The following is a 21509-nucleotide window of genomic DNA, read 5'->3' as shown; positions in this document are numbered from 1 at the left end:
TTATTCATTGTAAGCATTACCTGCCAGGTCTAACATAGCCATTGCCGTTAATCCCCATTGCGCCACCGCATTTGTAGATACACCGGGGGCTTCTTCAATAGGGTGTAATACAGCGGGGCCATTCACGGCATCCAGTCTGGCAGACATCTTCTTAATACCGGCTTCTCCACCCAGGAATTCTTCCCATGCACGGGCTGCCAGTTTTTTATCCTGTTTTACACGGGCTGCAAATGCAGTGAGGCGTGCATGCCCTTGTCTGAGGTTTAGTTTGCCCAGCGATTTCCCTAATACAGCAGTTTGTTCTTCAGGGGTCGCATTGTATAAGGTACAATATTGTAACCATGCTTTTTCAAATGCCGGCATGGGGATCAATGCCACCAGTTCCATACAGATCTCTGGCAACCCGAATACAGCACTCAGGTGAGAAACGGAGATCTTATCAGCAGGTGCAGGCAGGAATTTGCCTGTAGCCAGTTCCATATCTGCAGACCCGGTAAAGAAACCATGTGGCTGAGCAGCGATGGTCTGCATACTGTTGAGTAATCTATCCTTTGCCAATGGCGTACCATGTCGTTCCCATTCGGTGAGCCAGGCTGCCGCCAGTGAGCCCCAGTCCGTACCAAATCCAACACCGGCATATTTACCATCCGGATCACCTACCGGCTGGCCTATTTTACGACCGGGAACAATCGTGCGGAGTGTAAAAGCAGCATCCACTTCTGCCTGCATGAGGTCTCCTACCCTTTCATCAGCGGTGAGGTAGTAATAGAAACGACGGTTGGCAACGGTAGCAATACGTAACTGTTTTGCACTACATCCCCAGTGTTGTACATTATGACGGGAGCCTAAGGGGGCAAATCTGCCAATGTGATGTACGTCTACTTCGCCGGTATGCCGGGTCATAACTTCTGCCATGCGGAAGGCGTCTTTACGGCCGGTATGCAGGTAGTAATACCAGAGCCAGAGGTCTGTAGACAGTTCTGAGTTATCCCAGGCAAAGCCGCCTACATCGTAGCGCCATACATGCCTGTCGCTATCATAGGTATGCATCACATCGCCATAGTTCCAGAAGCCGTACCAATGACGGTCTTCTACCTGCTGGCGATAATAGTCGAAATAAAAATCCAGTTGTTTCAGCATTTGCTCTTTGGTAGGAGAAGGTGAAACAGCCTGGTTCCAGTTACCTCCAAATACCCCGGCCAACTGCCATTGATTGGTAGCGCAGGCGATGGTATCCGGGTCCTGGATATAACCGGCTATCTGGCTTAAATAAGCATTGTCAGGTGTAGCGGACAATACCCATATCTGTGCTTCGCTGGTGCGGGCTACCCCCATCGGTGTACCAAAACCGGGTTCATAATCTTCGTAAGTGATATCTAACCCTTCCCGTTGTTTTTCGAAAGTATCCTGTCCCATACCATCATGGTAAAAACGCAGGTCCATGGGATTTGCTTTGGGCGCCCATAACCACATGGTCACACTTGCCTCAGTAGTATGTGCGTTTCGAATATCTAACTGTGCCGGATGGCTTTGCCAGAAGTTGCGGATGCCGAATGCAAGACCGCCCGTAGGTGTACCTACATAGCCAGTGCCGGATGCACGACGGCCATAGGCAGATTGAATCCAGCCGTAACCTTCTTTGGTTCGTTTCTGAATTTCAAATGCATCGGGGGTGGGCTGAAATAAGGTATAATCGCCAAAGTCTGGTATGTATTTCAGATTGTCTTTGATAGCAGATACATCTTCTACTTTTTTCCCGGCTATTTGAGCCTTCCTGGTAGCCTCTCCGGGATCACGGCGCAAACCAGTCAGTCCTTTGACGGCCTCGGCAAATACGCCTTCTTTTTCACCTGTAAAGCGAATGTGCCTGTTGTAAGTTTCGCCTTCGAGCGGGACATTGAAACGAATTCCTAATCCACTGATGAAATCATTCTGTTCATCGCCATCATAAATGATCGTGTGTAAGATGCGGATCGCTTCACTACCTTCATAAAAATACAGACGGACAATAAAAGGCAATAAATAGCGCTGCGTGGTATTTACATGATGCCCTGTGATTTTGATTACGGCTCTTACCGGACCGGATTGTTCTACAAGAACCTCCTGAATATTGCTTTCATAATGATCATGGATCGTTGCTGCTTCCGGAGCGTTTTGCACCTGTAATACTAATATTCCTTTTGTCGCCAGCACTTTCCCATTTTTAGAAATAGTACTGATTAAAGGGGCTCCATTTTTTTGAATGGTACATTGTAATATACCATTGTCAACAACGAAATTATCGGAGGCTTCTTTCACGTTCACAGAACCGGAACCAGCAGCAGCAGCTTTTGTCACTCTTTTCAATACTAACTGTTCCGTCAATCCTTTATTCGCTCCTATTGCATGCCCTGTCCACTTCAATGACCCATCCGGCCAGTAAGCCAGTGGCCATGATTGCAGGTTCACACCCGCCCCCTTGCTTTCCAATACAAATCCATGTTCTTTTCTCACAGCGCCCTGTGGCCAGGGTACACCCCAGGTAGCCCCTATACTCAGCTGAGGCACTTTATCTCCCAGCCAGTGCAAGGTTATATTATCCTGCACACTGCCCGGCATCCACGATTGTAAGGACGCTGCTACGGGAAAACCTGCACTTATAATCATCGATTGCTTCATAAATTCCCTCCGGGAAAGATTACCTTTTTCCATTTATTATAATATTCGGTCTGACGATGTAAGCATACTTTCCAGCAGGGCGCTGTAAAGGTATATTGAGATACTGCTGCACAGGCATATGTGCTTTTAACAAAAATTTATCGTTTCCCGGATACTCACGACCATTGATCACAGGCACAACGGTCCATTTACTATCTGTAGCAGTATCTGCCAAAGGCGCTGTAAGGCAGGTCGCCTTGTGTAAAGGCTGTCTGTTCAGTAACTGATGATCACGATAAATGTTGAAGGCCAACGGTTCGGGGTCTGTCGCTAACAGGCGCCAGCTGAGGAATACGCTATCCCGCTGATGACATACTACCATTATTCCCCTGTCCAGGTACTCCATGTTTCTTTGCCCAAAAACCGTGGAACATAGGCATAACAATACAACTAACTTATACATTTAAGTAAAAATTACCGGAGGTGGTGGTGGTAAATCGGGCATAAATGTATAAAAAATGTATCACTGACACTATACCATCAACCATTTCAAATTACCATTTGTCGATACTTTTTAAAAATTTATCGTATTCAGGAAGGATTTATACAGGATTTTACTAATTTACAGAACCATATCCAATTTGCTAAAGGATATTGATTGCGAACTATCATCTATCTGCCCCAATATCTACGATCCACCCACCATGTAACCTTTTATTCCATTATCTGCGGCTTATTGTCAACCTGTAAACTCAATATGCGATGATCATTCAACTATGCGGACTTTCCGGCGCAGGAAAAACCACTATTGCCACTAGTGTAAAAAGAAAGGCGATGGCCTATGGCACGCCGATCGAAATTATTGACGGAGACAACTACCGGGAATTCTTATGCAAAGACCTGGGATTTTCCAAAGCAGACCGTTGCGAAAATATACGCAGACTGGGGTTTGTGGCCAGCCGCCTCTCCGGGCATGGTATCATATGCATTATCAGTGCGATCAATCCCTACCACGCCATGCGCGAGGAGCTGACTAATGCTTACGATCAGGTGAAAACAGTATTCGTAGATTGTCCTGTTGAAGAACTTGTACAGCGGGATACCAAAGGTCTCTACAAAAGAGCGATGCTGCCGGATAACCATCCTGACAAACTGCGCAACCTGACCGGGGTGAACGATCCTTTCGAAGTACCGTTATTGCCAGACCTGCACTTAAAAACCAATGAAAAAACAATAACCGCCTGCACCAGTGAGTTGTTCAATTTCATACAGACATCTATTCAAACACAAACCAGGCTTTACCAGGCAGTAACTGCATAAACAAAGATGAATAATAACGTTTTAGTGATTACCGGTATGCACCGGTCCGGCACTTCATTGATCACTCAATGGCTGCATAAGTGCGGCCTGCACCAGTGAGTTGTTCAATTTCATACAGACATCTATTCAAACACAAACCAGGCTTTACCAGGCAGTAACTGCATAAACAAAGATGAATAATAACGTTTTAGTGATTACCGGTATGCACCGGTCCGGCACTTCATTGATCACTCAATGGCTGCATAAGTGCGGCCTGCACCTGGGCGAACAATTCTTAGGTGCCGGCATCGGCAATACAGACGGACATTTTGAGGACCTTGATTTTGTAACAGCACACCAGCAAATTCTGTTAGCGCTTTTTGATTCTGGTGATGGCACTATCGATACACCGATTTGCGACATCAGCGCAGCGCAGCAACAATCATTACTTACACTGGTACAGAAAAAACAACAGGCACAGACGCAATGGGGCTGGAAAGATCCCCGTACCTGCCTGTTTTTACGCACTTACAGGGAATTTCTCCCGAATGCAAAATACCTGGTTATATTAAGAGACTATCGCAGCGTAGTTAGTTCTCTTGTGAGCCGGCATCATAAAAAGACAGACCTGAAATATGCGGCAAAGGGTGGCATCCGGCAATTTATCTGGAAATATTTCAAAAGAGATCTCCGCAAAAAGAAACTTTTGCAGGCGTACAGTGAAACTTATCTTAAAACATGGATCCTGTATAATAAAGAGATACATCAACATCTACTATTACAACCCGAAGGAACTTACCTCGTGGTAGATCAGACGCGTTTATCGGCTACTAATCAGGAGATCTTTGATCACCTCACAAAGGAATGGCAGCTGGATTTAAACTATCACGACTTTGCAAAAGTTTACAAAGAAAAACTACTGAGTGAGGTATGGGATGTGGCGGCGTATGTAAAAGATAAAAGTCTGCTGGCCGAAGCCGAAGCATTACAGGCTAAGTTATTATTACATAGCTTATTAAAATAATTTGTTATTTTGCGCGCTTTAGCGCCACATGGAAAATTACAGCATCATCATGCTTATACTGGGTGTAATGATGGCACTCTCAGCATTTGCAGATAAACTCAAGAAACCGTATCCTGTATTGCTCGTTACTGCGGGTATTGCACTAGGTTTCGTACCTGGTATGCCACAGATCACGATCAGTCCGGAAATCGTATTCCTGATATTCCTCCCTCCCATGCTGTATGATGCGGCATGTAATATCAACGTACAGGAATTTAGAAATAATGGTAAGACCATCAATACGCTGGCCTTTACGGTAGTGTTCATCACTACCGGGGGTATTGCGCTATTGGCACATTTTCTCATGGGGATGCCATGGCCGTTAGCCTTCGTGCTGGGAGCCGTTTTATCCGCTACAGATGCGGTGGCTGCTACGAGTATCACGAAGGGACTGGGCCTCACTCACAAAACACTCACCATCCTCGAAGGAGAAAGTCTCATCAATGATGCCTCCGGTCTGATCGCTTACCGTTTTGCAGTAGCGGCAGTAGCGGGTAGTTCATTTATCTGGTACAAAGCAGGCGGACAATTTATATTGCTCCTTGCTGGTGGGGTGCTGCTAGGAGCTGTTGCGGGAAAATTGTTACAATTCATTTTACATCATACCAGGCAGAATGGTATTGTAGCCATCAGCTTTACATTGCTATTTCCTTTTGTAACGTATTCACTGGCGGAAGACCTGCATGTATCAGGCGTGATCGCGGTAGTCGTATTAGGTGTATTTACGACCAGACTTACCAGTATGTATTTTCCTGCTGCTACAAAAGCGCAATCCAAAGCGTTCTGGGATATTATCGTTTTCATCCTGAACGGACTTGTATTCATCCTCATCGGTCTGGAATTTCCTTACGTAATTCATAATGTAAAGAGTATACAGATCCTGCCACTGATAGGGTATAGTTTCCTGATAGTATTCGTGACCATTGCCATTCGCGTGGTACGCATCTTTTTAGAGAGTCACAGGCACTACCTTACTTTTCGTAAAACCGGTACGGACAGGCATAAAAAAGCATTGCTGGACTGGAAGACATGTCTCATTGTAGGTTGGTCCGGCATGCGTGGAATTGTATCGCTGGCCACCGCACTGGCGCTGCCGGAGAAACTGGATAGCGGAGCGCCATTCCCACAAAGGGATACCATTATTTTCATTGCAGTAATGGTCGTCGTTATTTCTCTTGTTATGCAGGGGCTTACACTGCCGTTGCTGGTAAAATGGTTGAAACTTAAACCTGATGGGCGTAGGCATCGATTACAGGAAGCATGATTTAATCACCTGAAAGGTAAAAGGTTGAAACTTAAACCTGATGGGCGTAGGCATTGATCACAGGAAGCATGATTTAATCACCTGAAAGGTAAAATGGTTGAAACTTAATCCCGATGGGCGTAAGCATTGATCACAGGAAGCATGATTTAATCACCTGAAAGGTAAGATGGTTGAAACTTAACCCCGATGGGCGTAAGCATTGATCACAGGAAGCATGATTTAATCACCTGAAAGGTAAGATGTACAGGTCACAGGTAGCGTAAATTAATAAGTACGTGTTCGGCCTATATAAATATTCTTCGCATACAGGTACGTATCTGCCGTAGGCCCGGGTGTTCCACTGGATCCTTCCATTTGCATGTTAATGATCACATACAGTGGTTTGCCTACAAAATTGGCATTGTGTACCGCTTTCCATACACCGTCTATATAGTAGTGAATGTCTACATTGGTATCACTTACCTTCGTGATCCATGCCCGGTAAGTATGCCAGCTACCTGGTGAAGACACTGTGGTCAAAGTACTGGATACATCGGAGGATGTTCTGAAAGTGTTCTGCCAGTTGGTAGCGCTTCCTTTGAACTCCATGATATCGCTTTCAGGAGGCCAGCTGTTCACACCGGTGAGCCAGAAAGCTGGCCAGGAGCCGGTAACAGTAGGTACCTGAAAATCGCATTTTACTTCCCAGTTGGGAAACTGGTCATTGACCAGCACATGTTCTTTTGTATTGACTGCACCTGAATGATAATGAATGGCCAGATAAGGACTGGATGTGCTGGTGCCCTCGTCCCAGGTGATCTTTGCCGCTTTGATAGTGAGCACACCGTTGTTCAGGTAAATGTGGTTGTGATCTGTACTGCTGCCATACATACGTGCAGTACCGTTATGATCGGAGCCCCATGGATAAAGGTAGTTCCATGCAGCTTCAAAAGCTGTGTAATCGGCAAATGAATTGCCATCTAATACCGTTTCCCATGTTTCGGCTGCTTCGGCAGCAGCGATGGTTTTCGCGCTGACGGCGGCAGGGACTTTCTCCTGCCATTGCTTACCACAGGAAGTTAAAAAAGGGATGCTTAAAGCTAGCAGTACTACAGTTATGATTTTCATAGAGTGGAAAGGTTTATGGATGAACAAAATGCTCCTGTGACCTGTACCACTCAATGATACGCCATTTTCCCGTGGGGGAATAGCAGTATTATAACCCTGATTACTTAAATATGAACCTTATTCATTCTAATAGTAGCCTTATTACACAGGTATTACACAGGTACTACACAGTTCTTCATGCTTAAGTGCAGCATATTAGTTCCTTAGTTGCTGAATGAATTAAGACCTCTTATCAGGCATCAGGCCAGATGCAAAGCTTCGCCAATCCGCTTAAATATGAACCTTATTCATTCTTACAGCAGCCTTATTACACAGGTACTACACAGTTCTTCATGCTTAAGTGCAGCATATTAATTCCTTAGTTGCTGAATGAATTAAAACACCTCTTATCAGGCATCAGGCAAGATGCAAAGCTTCGCCAATCCGCTTAAATATGAACCTTATTCATTCTTACAGCAGCCTTATTACACAGGTACTACAGGTCTTCATGCTTAAGTGCAGCATATTAATTCCTTAGTTGCTGAATGAATTAAAACACCTCTTATCAGGCATCAGGCAAGATGCAAAGCTTCGCCAATCCGGAGCGGCTTGATCCGCTTTTCCAATCCGTGCGCTGTAGCAACCTGTTTAAACACTTTTAGCGGCATATCAAGTGGCTCATCAGACAAATCAAAAGTTCCAAAGTGCATAGGAATGGCATGCCCTGCATTCAGTTCTTCCATGGCCTTAATAGCGAGTGCCGGGGACTGATGTACCGGATGCATGAACCACTCCGGCTCAAACGCACCAATACCCAGCAAAGCATAATCAAATCCACCAAACACTTCTTTCAATTGCTGGTAATGGGTATCATACCCACTGTCGCCACCAAAATAAATACGACGTTGCGCAGACTCTATTACAAACCCACCCCATAAGCGGCGGTTGGTATCAAAAGCGCCCCGCTTGCCCCAGTGGCGTGCAGGCACATACGTGATCTTCACATCTTCTGTCAGGTATTGCTGGTACCAACCGGCTTCCTGGATCAGTTCTGAACCGGTAAACTCCTTTAATAAAGGTTCCATGCCCAATCCCGTAAGATAAGTCGCTTTCGGGTTGTTCCTTGCTAACCGTTGCAATGTAGGTTTATCACAATGATCACGATGATCATGAGAGAGCAGGATGTAATCCAGTTTGGTTAATAGAATCGGGTTCACTGGAAACGGAGACACTCTTTTCACTGCGAGGATATCGCCAAATACAGGATCGGTCAGCAGGCGAACACCGCCTATGCGAATAAAGAACGTACAATGGCCCAGCCATGCAATCACATCATCATCTCCATTCCGCCAGGCTGCATCTGTCAATACTTCAGGCTTCCAGCGCAGTTTTTCCTTCTCCGCTTTGAAAGGGTTTTCTTTCATCTTCCAGCGGAGTACTTCCATGAATGACGGGGAGTATGGATGTTTCAGATTTACATAACGTCCACGTGCATCAACCGGAGTTCCTTTCCAGTCTTCATCTTTTATAATCGTTTCCAATGCTACATTGTTCACGTAACCGGCTGCCATGATTGCTTCCATAGATTTAAATATGCCTAAAGATAATGTCTACAAATTTAACTTTGACAACATCTTCCTGATATAATTTGCTTCTGCTGAAGATCTTGTCTGGGAAAGGGTTTTAGAAAAATATACGGCGGCCTGAGCATGATTATTTTCTTGCATATAGAGTTTGCCAAGTGTGGCATTCAGCAGGTAATAACTGTTCATAAATGGGGAGCGTTGCAAGTTGTTTAACAGGGTAAATGCATTGTTCACCTCGCCGGCATAATACAATGCAATCGCATAGTTTAATTCTACAAATGGATTTGGTAATAACTGTTTATACAATTGCGCGATCGTTTGCCACTCAGTCGTTGCAAATGATGTGGCCGTGCTGTGCAGCCAGGCAATGTATGCTTCAATATGATATGAAGAAAGCAGTGATCCTTTCGATTGATGAAAGTAATAGTCTCCCAATTTTATCAGGTCCTGGTTCCACAATGAACGATCCTGTTGTTCCAGGTCCAGCAACTCTCCATTTTCATCAAAACGGGCCTTAAAACGGGCGGCATTTAACAACATAAGCGCATATAAGGCAAGGGTGTCGATATTGCCCATTTGGCTATCTAAAATCGCTTTATTAAGGATCAGGGCTTCTTCACAAAGGTCTTCTCTTAAAAGCTCCTTTCCTTCTGCAGAAGTGTGGCCTTCGTTAAAAATGAGGTAAATGATTTTGTGTACGATGGGTAACCGCTGCTGCATGGCTTCAGGTGCGGGGGGAATAAGGAGGAGCTTTTCTTCTCTGATCTTTTGTCTGGCCCTCAGTAGCAATTTATCTATCCCATCGATGGTCATTCCCAGCAGACTGGCAATAGTGGCTACTTTGAAGTTGATCACATACTTCAGGGTGATCACGACCTGTACTTTAGGCGCCAGGTCGGGATGAGCGCAGGCAAATAGTAAACGAAGCTGTTCATCGTCCGGAAATTCAGCAGAAAAGGTGATGGCTGGGGATACCAACTCCGGAGCAGGTTCCGGCGCCTGGTGAAGGCGAAGGAATTTTTTATCCGCTTTCAGTTTGTTTAATGCTTTATTTCTGCATACGGTGAAAATCCAGCCGGCGGGGTTATCCGGCAGCTGCTTTTCCCAGAGGGATAATGCAGCTGCAAAGGCATCCTGAACAAGGTCTTCTGCTGTTTCCAGGTCTATGTCTTTTGAGAAGCGCAACAGGGAAGCGACCATTTTGCCAAAGTGTTGTTTGTATAAATGGTCTATTTCCTGTTGCACGTTTTTAAGTGGTTCAGCCATTGGGGGAATTATATGGATCAACCTTCCCGGGATTATATGATTTAACCATTCTTTGAATTGTATGGATCAACCATTCGGGGAATTATTTAGATCAACCTTTCCGTAATTATATGATTTAACCATTCTTTGAATTGTATGAATCAACCATTCGGGAAATTATTTAGATCAACCTTTCCGGAATTACATGGCTTAACCATTCTTTGAATTATATGGATCAACCATTCGGGAAATCTGTCACCATGATAGGTCTTACTTCTATTTCAAGCTCTCCCCGCTGTACGATTGGACAGGTTTGCGCCAGCGCAGCTGCCTGTTCCAGATTTTCTGCATTGATCAGGATGTAACCACTTACACCTTCTTTGGCTTCAATGAATGGGCCATCGGATATAATGGCATCTTTAGTAACGTACCGGCCTTCGGTCCATAAAGGCTCACCTCCTACAAAATTGCCTGTGGCAGCGAGGCCTTCCACCCATGCTGTCATTTCTTTGATACCATAATCCCTGTCTTTGTCTGTGTATTCTTTTAACTTTTGCAGGTCTTCCCTGATGAGGAGCATGAATTTTTCCATAAGTGAACAGTACTTCTAAATATAAGATAACAAAGGGAAACAATACACATTGCAATCAGGCCCCAGCGAAGCCAGGTGGCCACTGTAAACGAAATACCGATACCGGTACCAAGGGCGATCCAGGCGGCCAGGCAAAGGGGGCACTTGGGTATTAATATGAGAAGGATACCTGGCAGGAGCATACGAATGGGGCGGCAGTTACACTTCATTCGTGATAGCACGCCAGAATCGCAATTCTTCATGATTGACGACACATTACCGGAATCGCAATTCTTCACGTATGACGACACACTACCGGAATCGCACTTCTTCACGTACGACGGCACACTACCGGAATCACAATTCTTCATGATTGACGACACACCACCGGAATCACAATTCTTCACGTATGACGGCACACTACCGGAATCACAATTCTTCATGATTGACGACACACCACCGGAATCGCAATTCTTCACGTACGACTCCCCACCACTGGCCTCGCAATTCCCCCTCATGAGTGACAACATTTATGTTCGCTCACCACTTCATATTTATCGTGATGGCGCACCCAATCCTGCAACCCATTCTCCTCATTCCGCCCCTTAGGCATAAGGTCCAGTATCACATAAGTCCCCAGCAATTCCTCATTGCCTCTGGCATAAGAGGAATAGGTATGAAAGATTTGCCCGCTTTCATCCTTGTAAAATACACTGATACCCGGCAATTCCTCACCACCAAATTTACTATTCTCGTAATTGTAATATACGGTATCCTCCTTTTTAAATGATACATGATAATCAAAATTGAAGTTGTTCTGCCCGGAGGAAACCCAGGGAAAGTTCCACCCCATCCGCTTTCTGAAAGCTTCAATAGCGTCTATGGGCGCTCTTGAAATAGCGGCAAAAGAAACATCGTGGTTGTTCAGGTGTGGAAGGGTACCCGGTACATGGTCCGCCATAAAGGAACAGCCGATACACCCTTCTTTCCACTCCGGTCCCATCATAAAATGCTGCACCAGGAGCTGGCTACGACCTTCAAACAGGTCTGACAGGGTCACTTTACCGTTGGGGCCGTCAAATACATAGTTTGTGTCTACTTTTCTCCAGGGCAGCGACTGCCGCTCTTTTGCCAGCTGGTCGCGGAGGTGGGTGTATTCTTTTTCTTTGACCAGAAAGGCTTTGCGGGCTTCGACCCATTCAGCATGCGATACGATACGATTTTCCATATTGTGTGGGTTTTATTTCCTTAATGACACAGAGAAATGGAAAATCCGGACAAAGGATTTAATTTTATTTTATGAAATCAGAAGGACAATATAGAAAAGACATTTATCCGGGGTTGGAAGTGGGGATCATTCTCAAGAAAGACCAGCGGAGTGGGAAAATAACTTATGGGATCGTGCAGGATTTGCTGACATCAGCGGCGTTTCATTCCAGGGGGATAAAGGTGAGGCTGGAAGATGGGCAGGTGGGGAGAGTACAGGTGCTGGATACGGATCCCGATCTGGATTGATAAAACCTGGTGTAAACTAAAATCAGGATTATCTCACCAAGGTGTAAACCTATAGCCGGACGAGACAAAAATTGATTTGAATTGAATAAAACATCAAATCCTTCGCTGAAAATTACTTCCCCAAAGGAAAACGTAATTTTCTGCGAAGGGTTTGGCATAGTTCTCCGGCCACCTTATATCTTTATTTGTAAGAAAGAAATACTGTGTGCCGGGGCTGAATAATTGCTCCCTTTCAGCGTGGTTTCTTTATGAGAAACCACATCCTTATCAAATGTATTCTCCAATTCTATCCCCGGTGCATTCAACACATACACCTTCCAGTTCCCGTTCTTATTTAATGCGATATCAATATCCTGTTTAGGATCTCTATTCACTACTGTAATCGTTAATATATCCTCATTAACAGTGGCAGCAACATCGAGTGCCGGAATCCCATCATTCACCGGTCCATCCACCTTTACACCTACACTCTTTCCTCCACACAATTGCCTATACATCACCATTGGATAATACACCGTCTGCACAAATACCTTTGTCTGATCCGTCATAACCGGCGCCAGCACATTCACCGTCTGCGCCCACGTAGCCATTCCAATCACATCCGCATGCCTGTGAAAAATATTAAAAAATGTAGCGACTCCCAGTGCATGGTTCCAATTGTACTTCACCTCCAACCCATAATTACCTGTGCCACCATTCTCCCATATCCCCCACTCATCCAGCGCAATCTTCACCGGCTTCTGCCTGCTGGGAAAACGATACCACTTATTAAAGTTTTCCACTTTTTCAGGGGCAATCTCCTTTATAAGCTGCGCCGTTTCCTCAATCCTCTTTTCCATCGAAGCAATCGAAGAGAACAAGGTAGCCGGTCTCCCCGGCTGTGAACCTGCATACAGGTGCAGGGAGATATAATCACATATGGGATGCATTTCCTGCAGGACCTTTCTGTTCCACTCATCATTATCCCCCACCAGCACCAGACTGATTTCCGGGTCCTGCAATTTCATCAACTTTGCAAAATACCAGGCCTTTTTAATATAGTCGTCAGGGTTTTGTAACAACCCCACATCCTCTTTGGCCGCTTCTTCATTTCCAAGCCCCCAATATTTAACCTTATAGGGTGCTGCATGTCCATTCGTTTTACGTAGTGTGGCAAAGTAACTGTTGCCATTGGCATTACAATACTCCACCCAGTCTGACGCCTCCTCTGCTGTACCGGTATTCATATTCACCGTGAGGAATGGCGCTGCGCCTATCTCAGCGCTATATTTCATAAATTCGTCCGTACCAAAATGATTACTGTCTTCCCCACCCCAGATCAGGTTCCGTCTTACGGGCCGCTTATCTACAGGACCAATTCCATCTTTCCAGTGATAGGTCTTTGTCACCGTACCACCGGGATAGCGCATCAGGGGGGCTTTGAGTGGCTTCACTTTTTCAAGTACATCTTTGCGAAAACTATTCGTCTCTTCATCAAAGATACCTCCATAAATAGCCCTGCCCAGGTGCTCTATAAACTGTCCGTATATTTCCGGGCAAACGATGCCCCTGACCTCATTCACATCCACGCTTATACTGGCTTTCTCTTTGGCAAAAAGACCCTTCACAGTTGCCGGTATCATTAACCCGGCCATCACGCCACTGCCAGATTTGAGAAAAACCCTGCGGGAAAAACGGTTCACATTATTATTCATTTCACTAAAATAATAATGCTTTCTGTATTTTCTTAATGGTGAGTAATAAATAACGGGAACGCCAGCCGTTGAATCAGCTTATCCGCCTTACTTTCCTGGAAGAAGCGGGAAAGGATACTCCGGCCATAAGCGCCCATCACAACTAAGGTGTTCTTTTTAGGCGCCAGGTAATGGAATAATTCTTCCGCCGGTTTGCCATTTACGATGACAAACTCAGTATAGCTATAATGTCTGCTCAACCAGTCGGATACCTGTATCTGTTCATTCTCTTCTATAGCCTGACCGGTGTTTACTTCCAGCACTGTGGCTTTCACTTCGTCCAGCTCAGGCAGCAGGTACACCAGTTGTTTCATGGCAAAGAAGGACGCTTCGCTGCCATCGTAGCAGAACACGATTTCTTCAATCGGTGTAGGTTTGTAAGGTGTGATCAGCACAGGACATTCTGCGCCGGCCAGCAGTATCTTCAGCATATTGTCTGGCAGGCCTTCTCTGGACTGATCGGTGCTGAACACACTGTCCGTCAGGATCAGGTCTACAAAGCGGCTTTCTGACAATACTTCTTTTAAAGTAACCCGTTGATTAGAATACATGGTGGCGTTGATCCCTTTCTTGCGGCAGGTTTCCTTGAACAGGCCAATCTGTTGTTCCATTCTGTCATGGGTGCGTTCCGGCAGGTCTTCAGCCAGTATAGATTCTACATAGCTAAAACCGTACATCTGCTTCAGGGCGGAAGTCGTTTCACTTATCTTATCACACAGGAATACCCCCACCAGTCTGGCTCTGGTAATACCTGACAGATAGCAGCCAAAAGCAATGGTGTTTGCCATGTTAGGGCCGTTCAGCACCAATAAAATCGTTTTCATATCACACGTGTTTTATATTTGTGAGCGATAATGCATTTTCCCGGGCAGTCTTAAATTCTTCGATTGCCTCCCAATGCATGGTATTCAGAATATTTTCGCATTTGCACCAGCCTCTCCTGGCTAGTGTAACACCTAGCTGCATATAGTCAACTTGTCGCATAATAGCGGCACAACTACCTATAGCCAGGTATACTTTTTTCTCCACTGCTCTCCTCACCCATTCATCGCGCAGGTCCATCCTGCATGGTTGTGCATTTATTTCCAGTGCGGTGTTGGTAGCAGCAGCTTTTTCAAACAGCAGTTCCCAGTTTACAATAGAAGGTTTCTTCTTGCCAATGATCCTGTTGGAAGGATTGCCGATGCAGTGGATATATGGATGTTCACAGGCGGTGAGCAGGCGCTGGGTGATTTCCTTTTCGGTATCATTCAGCACGATACCGGTTACCCAGTCAAATTGTTGTAGCAGAGAACCGGGCAGCGCAGGTGTGCCATCCTGTAAGATTTCTACGGTGAGCCCTTTTTTCAGGAAAGAGAATCCTATCTGTTCGTTAATGCGGTCTATATTGCTGATCCATGCAGCTAATCCTTTCTTGTCCTGAGTATCGCCGTGTGCAGCTGCTACAATGTATTCATAATGAGGAAAGGCATTCATGACGTAATGAGCCGTCGTGGCAATACTGTCATGCAGGTGTTCATCCACATGCATGCGCAGGTCGCCTTTGATCTGGTGGTGTGCCAGCAGCTGTGGCAACATATGCCGTGCTGCGCGACGGATCTCTTTGCCGCTTTCCCGCAGTTCAGCAGGAATAAAGGCAATGTCGAGGGCCTGGTAAATACTTTCTTCGCTGGCACCGGCTACATAGTTGCACATGGTGTCAAACAGGCCTTCCGGAGAAAGGATAAAGCCTTTTTGTTCGGCCAGATCGCTCAGGTGGAGCAGGTGCTCACGACTACCTGTGTAATACAGCCAGCTTGCCCCAAAAGCGGTAGCACCGGCCATCCTGATGTCTAGTTGTGTATTATTGTAGAGTACTACACAGATCCTGTTTCTGCCATGGAGCACGACGTTTTCCACGTGTGGCAACTGCACGATCTGTGTAGTGACCTGTTCGCGGTCAGGTTCTTCCACCTGCAATACCATGTCCAGGTCGCCGATGGTTTCGCAGCCACGGCGCAGGCTACCGGCTATTTCCGCATGTGCAACGCCTTTGACGAGGCGGAGAACACGCAGGATCTCATGGCCTTGCAGCATGGCATCCCAAAGCAGTAAACGGTTGGTGGAAGATTTATGTAATTTGAAACTGCGTTTGAGCAGATCGAGTTTGACAGGGCTGATTTCGCCTACATCGTCCAGTCTGCCATATTGCAGGGCGGTGATGAGTTGATCCCTGTTCTGGATCCCGCAGGTTTCATGCAGTAATTTTACAGTTGATGGGCCAAAACCCTTTATTTCCAGCAGGTCCAGCAGTTCGAAGGGGACTTTATTTTTAAAGCGTTGATAGTGTTGGATACAGCCAGCGTCGAGGAATTCCGTGATTTCGTTTCGGATCACGTCTGTCAGGCCGGTTAATTCCCGGAGGCGGGATCTGAATACTTCAATGTCTACAGGCAGGCGGCGCAGGCAGGTGGCAGCGCGGTCATAGGCCTGGACCTGATCATAATGGTCTTTACCCATATACCTGTAGCAGGCAGCTATGTGGTGGAAGATATCCGCAATAGCGACATTATTTGGTGGCGAAGGCTGATAAACATCGGTGTACATAACAAGGAGGGTTTATACACAAAGGTTCGCATATAAACGCCGGTGGGCAATGAGTATGGTCAAAGGGGAAAATGATAGTTGTCAGGCGCCCGAAATAAGCCTTTCAAAACGGATAAATTCTGCCACGCTCCATGCCTGTGCCACCGTACCTCCCGCTGCATGGGGGGCATCTCCATTATACACTTCGGGAATAGAGTACAGGCAACATTCTTCCAGTGCACTCTCTACATGGCTAAATAATTCCTTCAATTCCTCCTTACCGGCATCTCCAGCTGTCTTTAATACGGCGGCGGCATAGTGCGCCAGTAACCATGGCCACACAGTTCCCTGGTGATAAGCATGGTCACGTTCCAGCTGACTACCGCCATAATGCCCGATGTAATTAGGATCTTGTGGAGATAAGGTACGTAATCCTCTTGGGGTTAACAGTTCTCTTTTAACAATAGCTACAACTGCGTTTTGTTGTACCTCATTTAAAGGTGAATAAGGCAATGCAACGGCAAAGATCTGATTGGGTCGTATGGACCAGTCAGGTATATTTTCATGCACCACATCTGCTAAATACTGGTGGTTGTCATCCCAGAAGCATTTTACAAAACCGGTGGCGATCAGAGCAGGGAATTCACTCCATTCCTGTACAAAAACATTATCTCCCGCATCGCGGGCAGCATTGACACAAAAGCAAACGGCATTGTACCAGAGTGCATTTACCTCTACAGGTTTTCCGGGTCTTTGTGTAATGGGGGTATCAAGGATCACGGCATCCATCCATGTCAGTGCTTTGCCGGGATAAGCCGCACTGATCATACCATCAGGCTCCATGTGAATATTGAATGCGGTACCATACCGGTAATGATACAAAATATCTTTCAGCAGATCGCCATATATGTTCCAGACAGCAGCGGCGCCTACCTCGTGAATGGCGTATTGCTGCAAGGCCCATACGAACCACATGGAGGCATCTACAGTGGCATACTTGCTTTCATCTCTCAGATTGCCCGTATTGGGCAATAATCCGTCTTTTAAGAGCACGCGAAGCAATGACATGATACTGGAGAAGGCGCCTGGATTTCCGGCTAAAAAAGTCAGTCCTGGCAGCGAAATACAGGTATCTCTTCCCCAGCTGCCAAACCAGTAGTAACCAGCTTTGATACTTAAACCACCTGAAGTATGAATGACAAACTGCGAGGCAGCTTTTAGCAGGTATTCTTTTGTAGTTTGGGTTACGGGCTTCGGCGCTCTGCATACCAGTTGTTGGCGCTCCGTGATCGCACCTGAAAAAATCACAGCAAGACCGGGGTGTAAGGTGACTTCAAAATACCCGGGACCGTATAGGTCTTCCTGGTATTCATATCCTCTTTCCTGTTCTATAGGATATTCTACATTGTAGTACCAGTAACCGGCTTCTTTGAATACTGCATCTCCGGTCATTTGTAAAAAGAGGGATGAATACTGAGGGTATAGCTGCATACTGATGCCGTCGTTTATATAGTGCACGGTCTTATCTGCGTGTTCATCGGCCCTGCGTACCCAGTGCATATTTCTGAAAGCTAATAAAGGGTGTAAGCGCAAAACAAGAGGGCCGTTGGCTTTCGTAAGTGTATAACGGATCGTTAAACTGCCTTCATCATCTATTTGCAATTCCTTACTTATAGTATTCTCTCCACATTCAAATGTCCAGGAAGGTATGGGCTGGGCTGTAAACGAAGCCATATACTGTGTCCCATCCGGCGCATAGATGTTTGGGTATTTATGAATGCTAAGGTCGTAGGTGTGATCGCCATCAATTAGAGTTTCGTCCAGACTGGCGAGCAGCACATGATGGTCTTCGTCAATTTGGGGTTGCAGGGCTACCACCAGGCCGTGGTACTTGCGGGTGTTACAACCTGCGATTGTACCTGCCGCATAGTTTCCTTTTGCGGCTACTGCGAGAAATTCTTTGCTGTTGGAAAAAGCCAGGTCGTTCAGTTGTGAACGGTCATAAATCGTGCGCATGGTCTCCGTTTTGTAATAATGATCTTTGATACGTTTATTGTACGTTGAAATCAGGTAATTGCGCTGGCATTGTGCACAACATTCAGCATTCAGGCAATCGTAACACTCTTATCCAGGTACACGTCCTGTACATTTTGAATCAGTTCCACCCCTTCAGCAAAAGGTCGCTGAAAAGCTTTCCGACCCATAATAAGGCCAGTACCTCCAGCCCGTTTATTGATAACTGCTGTCTTAATTGCTTCTGCTATATCCGACTCACCTGCAGATCCACCACCAGAGTTAATGAGCCCAATCTTACCCATATAACAGTTAGCCACCTGGAAACGACACAGATCTATCGGATGCGCGGTTGTCAGCGCCTCATACATCGCATCATTGAATACACCAAACTTCAAATCCCTGAACCCAAAATTAGTGTCCGGCAATTTCTGTTTAATAATATCCGCCTGTATGGTCACCCCAATATGGTTCGCCTGACCTGTGAGATCCGCAGCGGTATGATAATCTCTTTCCGGGGTTTTAAAGGTAGCATTCCGGGTATAACACCAAAGAATAGTAGCCATCCCCAATGCATGAGCCTCCTCAAAAGCAGCTGCGATTTCCTCAATCTGCCGGTCGCTCTGTTCGGATCCAAAGTAAATGGTGGCGCCTACGGCAGCTGCCCCCATATTCCACGCTTCGCGCACGCTGCCAAAAAGCACCTGATCATACTTGGTAGGGTAGGTCAACAGCTCATTATGATTCAGCTTTACGATATAAGGGATCTTGTGGGCATACTTGCGTGCATGCAGGGCCAGTGCCCCGATGGTAGAAGCGACAGCATTACACTCCGCTTCAATCGCGAGTCTTACAATATTCTCCGGATCAAAGTAAATTGGGTTCTTATAAAATGAATAAGCGGCAGTATGCTCGATGCCCTGATCTACCGGCAGGATACTCACATACCCGGTATTGGCCAATCGCCCATGCCCATAAATACGCGCCAGGCTATTTAGCACCGGGGCAGGCCGGTTACTTTCAATGAAGATCTGCTGCCAGTTGCCGGGGTGGACAATATCCTGTGCGGTGATCTTTCCGCAAATGTGTTCCAGTAAGGAGGCGGCATCATCGCCCAGATATTTGGAAATAGTTAACATGGTGTAGCTCATTTATAATTGTCCAAATCGCACAATTACCATGCCCACGGGGGTAAAAACTGTAAGATGTACAAATGCACCGATATAACGTTCACCATTTATCAATATTAACAAAAATAAAAAGACCGTCTCAGTTTTGAGACGGTCCCCCTTTACAATCAAACTACTTATTCAAATCTTATAGTACGCTTTGCATTCCCTTTTCAGCCATACCAATCATCTGTACGATTTCTTCTGCTTCCACATCATCATCTTCATCCAGGTCGCTCAGTGAGAAGCGGATGTTACCCTTACCGTCGATGATAAATTTAGAAGGCAGACCGTTCACTTCAAACAATTTAGCCACGCGGCTGTCGGTAGTACTTCTCAGGTCCATCAGGGCTCTGAAAGGATAGTTGTTTTCCATCATGTATTTAGCTGCTTCAGAAGTTGCCTTTTTAGGATCTCTTTCTGTTTCGAAGCTATGAACGAACAGGAATACAACGCTGGTGTCGTGTCTGAACTTGTTAAATACTTTCTGCATTACAGGGAAAGATTTCTTACAAGGTGTACACCAGGTAGACCAGAAGTCCAGCATCACTACTTTACCTTTGAAGCTATTCAGCGTAACTTCACGGCCTTTAACGTCGGTGAGTACGAAGTCAGGAGCTGGTCTTTCCATCAGTTTAGAAGCGATAGACTCCTTCATACGACGTTTAGCCACACCGCTGGTAGAATCTACGAACATAGCATATTCACCTTCGTCACCATACATGTCCAGGTAGATTTCCTTCGCCACGTCTCTCAGTGCAACTGTGCTGGAAGATTTCAACATTGCATGCTTGATGAGTTCAAAAGCTTCTGCTTTCTTACCCATACCGGACAGTGCCATGATGTATGGTTCCTGTACACGGGTGAAGGAACTAGGATCGTGCTGCTCATACAGTGGTTTTACAAGCTCGAGGGCTTCCCTGTACGCACCTTTTTTGTTCAGCACTTTAGCTTTCGCAATTGTATAATTGGTATAGTTAGCAATAAAATCAGGGTTAAACGCCTGTGAATCACCTTGTTTCTGGATGAATTCCATGGTGTCCATGTTAGGCTTTAACAATGCCAGTGCATCGTCGAACAGACCTGCATCAGCCAGCTTTATAGCAGCGCCGGTAGTTGCAGCGTTTTTGTAGCCTTTGGAGGTCATAGATTTAATCATCTCCTTTACTTTCACTGGTTGCTGTGCTTCTGCCATGCTGATAGCGATAGAATACCTGGCCTGGTCATACAACGCCGTATTCAAACCGGTATCACTATTTGGATAGTCAGCACGTACCTTGTTAAAAGCGGAAATCTTTTTTGATAAATAGGTTTCTTCCAGTACACCACTGCTCAATTTTTCGCCAATCGGATTGTTCAACAGAGACTGCGCATTTACCTGCAAAAACGCAGCACCAAGAAGGCCCATCAGGAATAAAACTTTCATCTTCATGAGTTTTTATCTGTTTAAATTAACATTTAACTTTTCAGGCAATAAATTGCCCTGCCCCTTTTAACGAGGCTATCGTTAGTTAATCAGTAAACGTGTTTGATTATTATATATAAACAGGGGTAGATCGCCTCCTGTTACTTTTCCATCAGTCTTCACATTTCGTTCGATCGGAAAAGCGACGCAAAGTTACAACCTCTTCTATTCAAAACAAGCAAAATAATACTACTTCTTATCATCAAAATGATTGTTAACAAGGTTCATATCCATTAAATTTTAATGCAAATAGTTACTTTTCAATATATTATATTATTTGCATTAGCAACCACTTATA

The 21509-nt window shown here is 45.6% G+C and carries 17 protein-coding genes; 4 read left to right on the top strand and 13 right to left on the bottom strand.

Annotated features, from left to right (window positions below; all coding sequences use genetic code 11):
• Positions 1–2658, bottom strand: a complete 2658-nt coding sequence (locus QQL36_RS24070) for a hypothetical protein (protein WP_321567046.1) — start codon at positions 2656–2658, stop codon at positions 1–3.
• Between the two features lie 19 nt (positions 2659–2677).
• Complete coding sequence (locus tag QQL36_RS24065) at positions 2678–3100, bottom strand: hypothetical protein (protein ID WP_321567045.1); 423 nt, start codon at positions 3098–3100, stop codon at positions 2678–2680.
• A gap of 299 nt (positions 3101–3399) precedes the next feature.
• Here QQL36_RS24065 and cysC point away from each other — a divergent pair, with 299 nt between their 5' ends.
• The 3 genes from cysC to QQL36_RS24050 all read left to right on the top strand — a co-directional run bounded on the left by cysC (position 3400) and on the right by QQL36_RS24050 (position 6263).
• Complete coding sequence (cysC, locus tag QQL36_RS24060) at positions 3400–3957, top strand: adenylyl-sulfate kinase (protein ID WP_083729570.1); 558 nt, start codon at positions 3400–3402, stop codon at positions 3955–3957.
• Positions 3958–4129: 172 nt separating this feature from the next.
• Positions 4130–4960, top strand: coding sequence for a sulfotransferase (locus QQL36_RS24055; protein ID WP_321567044.1), 831 nt, complete (start codon positions 4130–4132; stop codon positions 4958–4960).
• A gap of 28 nt (positions 4961–4988) precedes the next feature.
• Complete coding sequence (locus tag QQL36_RS24050) at positions 4989–6263, top strand: Na+/H+ antiporter (protein WP_083729572.1); 1275 nt, start codon at positions 4989–4991, stop codon at positions 6261–6263.
• Between the two features lie 264 nt (positions 6264–6527).
• Here the strand turns inward: QQL36_RS24050 and QQL36_RS24045 are convergent, their stop codons facing one another.
• The 5 genes from QQL36_RS24045 to QQL36_RS24025 form a co-directional block, all read right to left on the bottom strand.
• Complete coding sequence (locus tag QQL36_RS24045; RefSeq protein WP_321567043.1) at positions 6528–7370, bottom strand: glycoside hydrolase; 843 nt, start codon at positions 7368–7370, stop codon at positions 6528–6530.
• A 551-nt stretch (positions 7371–7921) separates the two neighbouring features.
• Positions 7922–8932, bottom strand: a complete 1011-nt coding sequence (locus QQL36_RS24040) for an MBL fold metallo-hydrolase (protein WP_321567042.1) — start codon at positions 8930–8932, stop codon at positions 7922–7924.
• A 27-nt stretch (positions 8933–8959) separates the two neighbouring features.
• Positions 8960–10201: an RNA polymerase sigma factor gene (locus QQL36_RS24035; protein WP_321567041.1), complete on the bottom strand. Its 1242-nt coding sequence runs from the start codon at positions 10199–10201 to the stop codon at positions 8960–8962.
• Positions 10202–10415: 214 nt separating this feature from the next.
• Positions 10416–10772: a YciI family protein gene (locus QQL36_RS24030; protein WP_083729575.1), complete on the bottom strand. Its 357-nt coding sequence runs from the start codon at positions 10770–10772 to the stop codon at positions 10416–10418.
• Positions 10773–11265: 493 nt separating this feature from the next.
• Positions 11266–11979, bottom strand: coding sequence for a thioredoxin family protein (locus QQL36_RS24025; protein WP_321567040.1), 714 nt, complete (start codon positions 11977–11979; stop codon positions 11266–11268).
• Between the two features lie 71 nt (positions 11980–12050).
• Here QQL36_RS24025 and QQL36_RS24020 point away from each other — a divergent pair, with 71 nt between their 5' ends.
• Entirely contained in the window at positions 12051–12266 is a 216-nt protein-coding gene (locus QQL36_RS24020) for a YwbE family protein (protein ID WP_072357996.1), read from the top strand.
• A gap of 173 nt (positions 12267–12439) precedes the next feature.
• On the opposite strand, the gene QQL36_RS24015 is transcribed toward QQL36_RS24020, so the two are convergent.
• The 6 genes from QQL36_RS24015 to QQL36_RS23990 form a co-directional block, all read right to left on the bottom strand.
• Positions 12440–13960 carry an alpha-N-arabinofuranosidase gene (locus QQL36_RS24015; RefSeq protein WP_321567039.1) on the bottom strand — a complete coding sequence of 507 codons (1521 nt, stop codon included), beginning with the start codon at positions 13958–13960 and terminating at the stop codon, positions 12440–12442.
• A gap of 32 nt (positions 13961–13992) precedes the next feature.
• Entirely contained in the window at positions 13993–14823 is an 831-nt protein-coding gene (locus tag QQL36_RS24010) for a universal stress protein (RefSeq protein ID WP_083729579.1), read from the bottom strand.
• A gap of 1 nt (position 14824) precedes the next feature.
• Entirely contained in the window at positions 14825–16585 is a 1761-nt protein-coding gene (locus tag QQL36_RS24005; protein ID WP_321567038.1) for a DNA polymerase III, read from the bottom strand.
• An 81-nt stretch (positions 16586–16666) separates the two neighbouring features.
• Positions 16667–18580 carry an amylo-alpha-1,6-glucosidase gene (locus tag QQL36_RS24000; protein ID WP_321567037.1) on the bottom strand — a complete coding sequence of 638 codons (1914 nt, stop codon included), beginning with the start codon at positions 18578–18580 and terminating at the stop codon, positions 16667–16669.
• An 89-nt stretch (positions 18581–18669) separates the two neighbouring features.
• Positions 18670–19716: a class I fructose-bisphosphate aldolase gene (locus QQL36_RS23995; protein WP_321567036.1), complete on the bottom strand. Its 1047-nt coding sequence runs from the start codon at positions 19714–19716 to the stop codon at positions 18670–18672.
• Between the two features lie 178 nt (positions 19717–19894).
• Entirely contained in the window at positions 19895–21172 is a 1278-nt protein-coding gene (locus QQL36_RS23990) for a TlpA family protein disulfide reductase (RefSeq protein ID WP_179091320.1), read from the bottom strand.
• Positions 21173–21509: the final 337 nt, after the last annotated feature.

Origin of the sequence: Chitinophaga sp. LS1 (genome assembly GCF_034274695.1) — a bacterium.
Classification (GTDB): domain Bacteria; phylum Bacteroidota; class Bacteroidia; order Chitinophagales; family Chitinophagaceae; genus Chitinophaga.
This window is presented reverse-complemented; position numbering and strand designations above follow the sequence as displayed.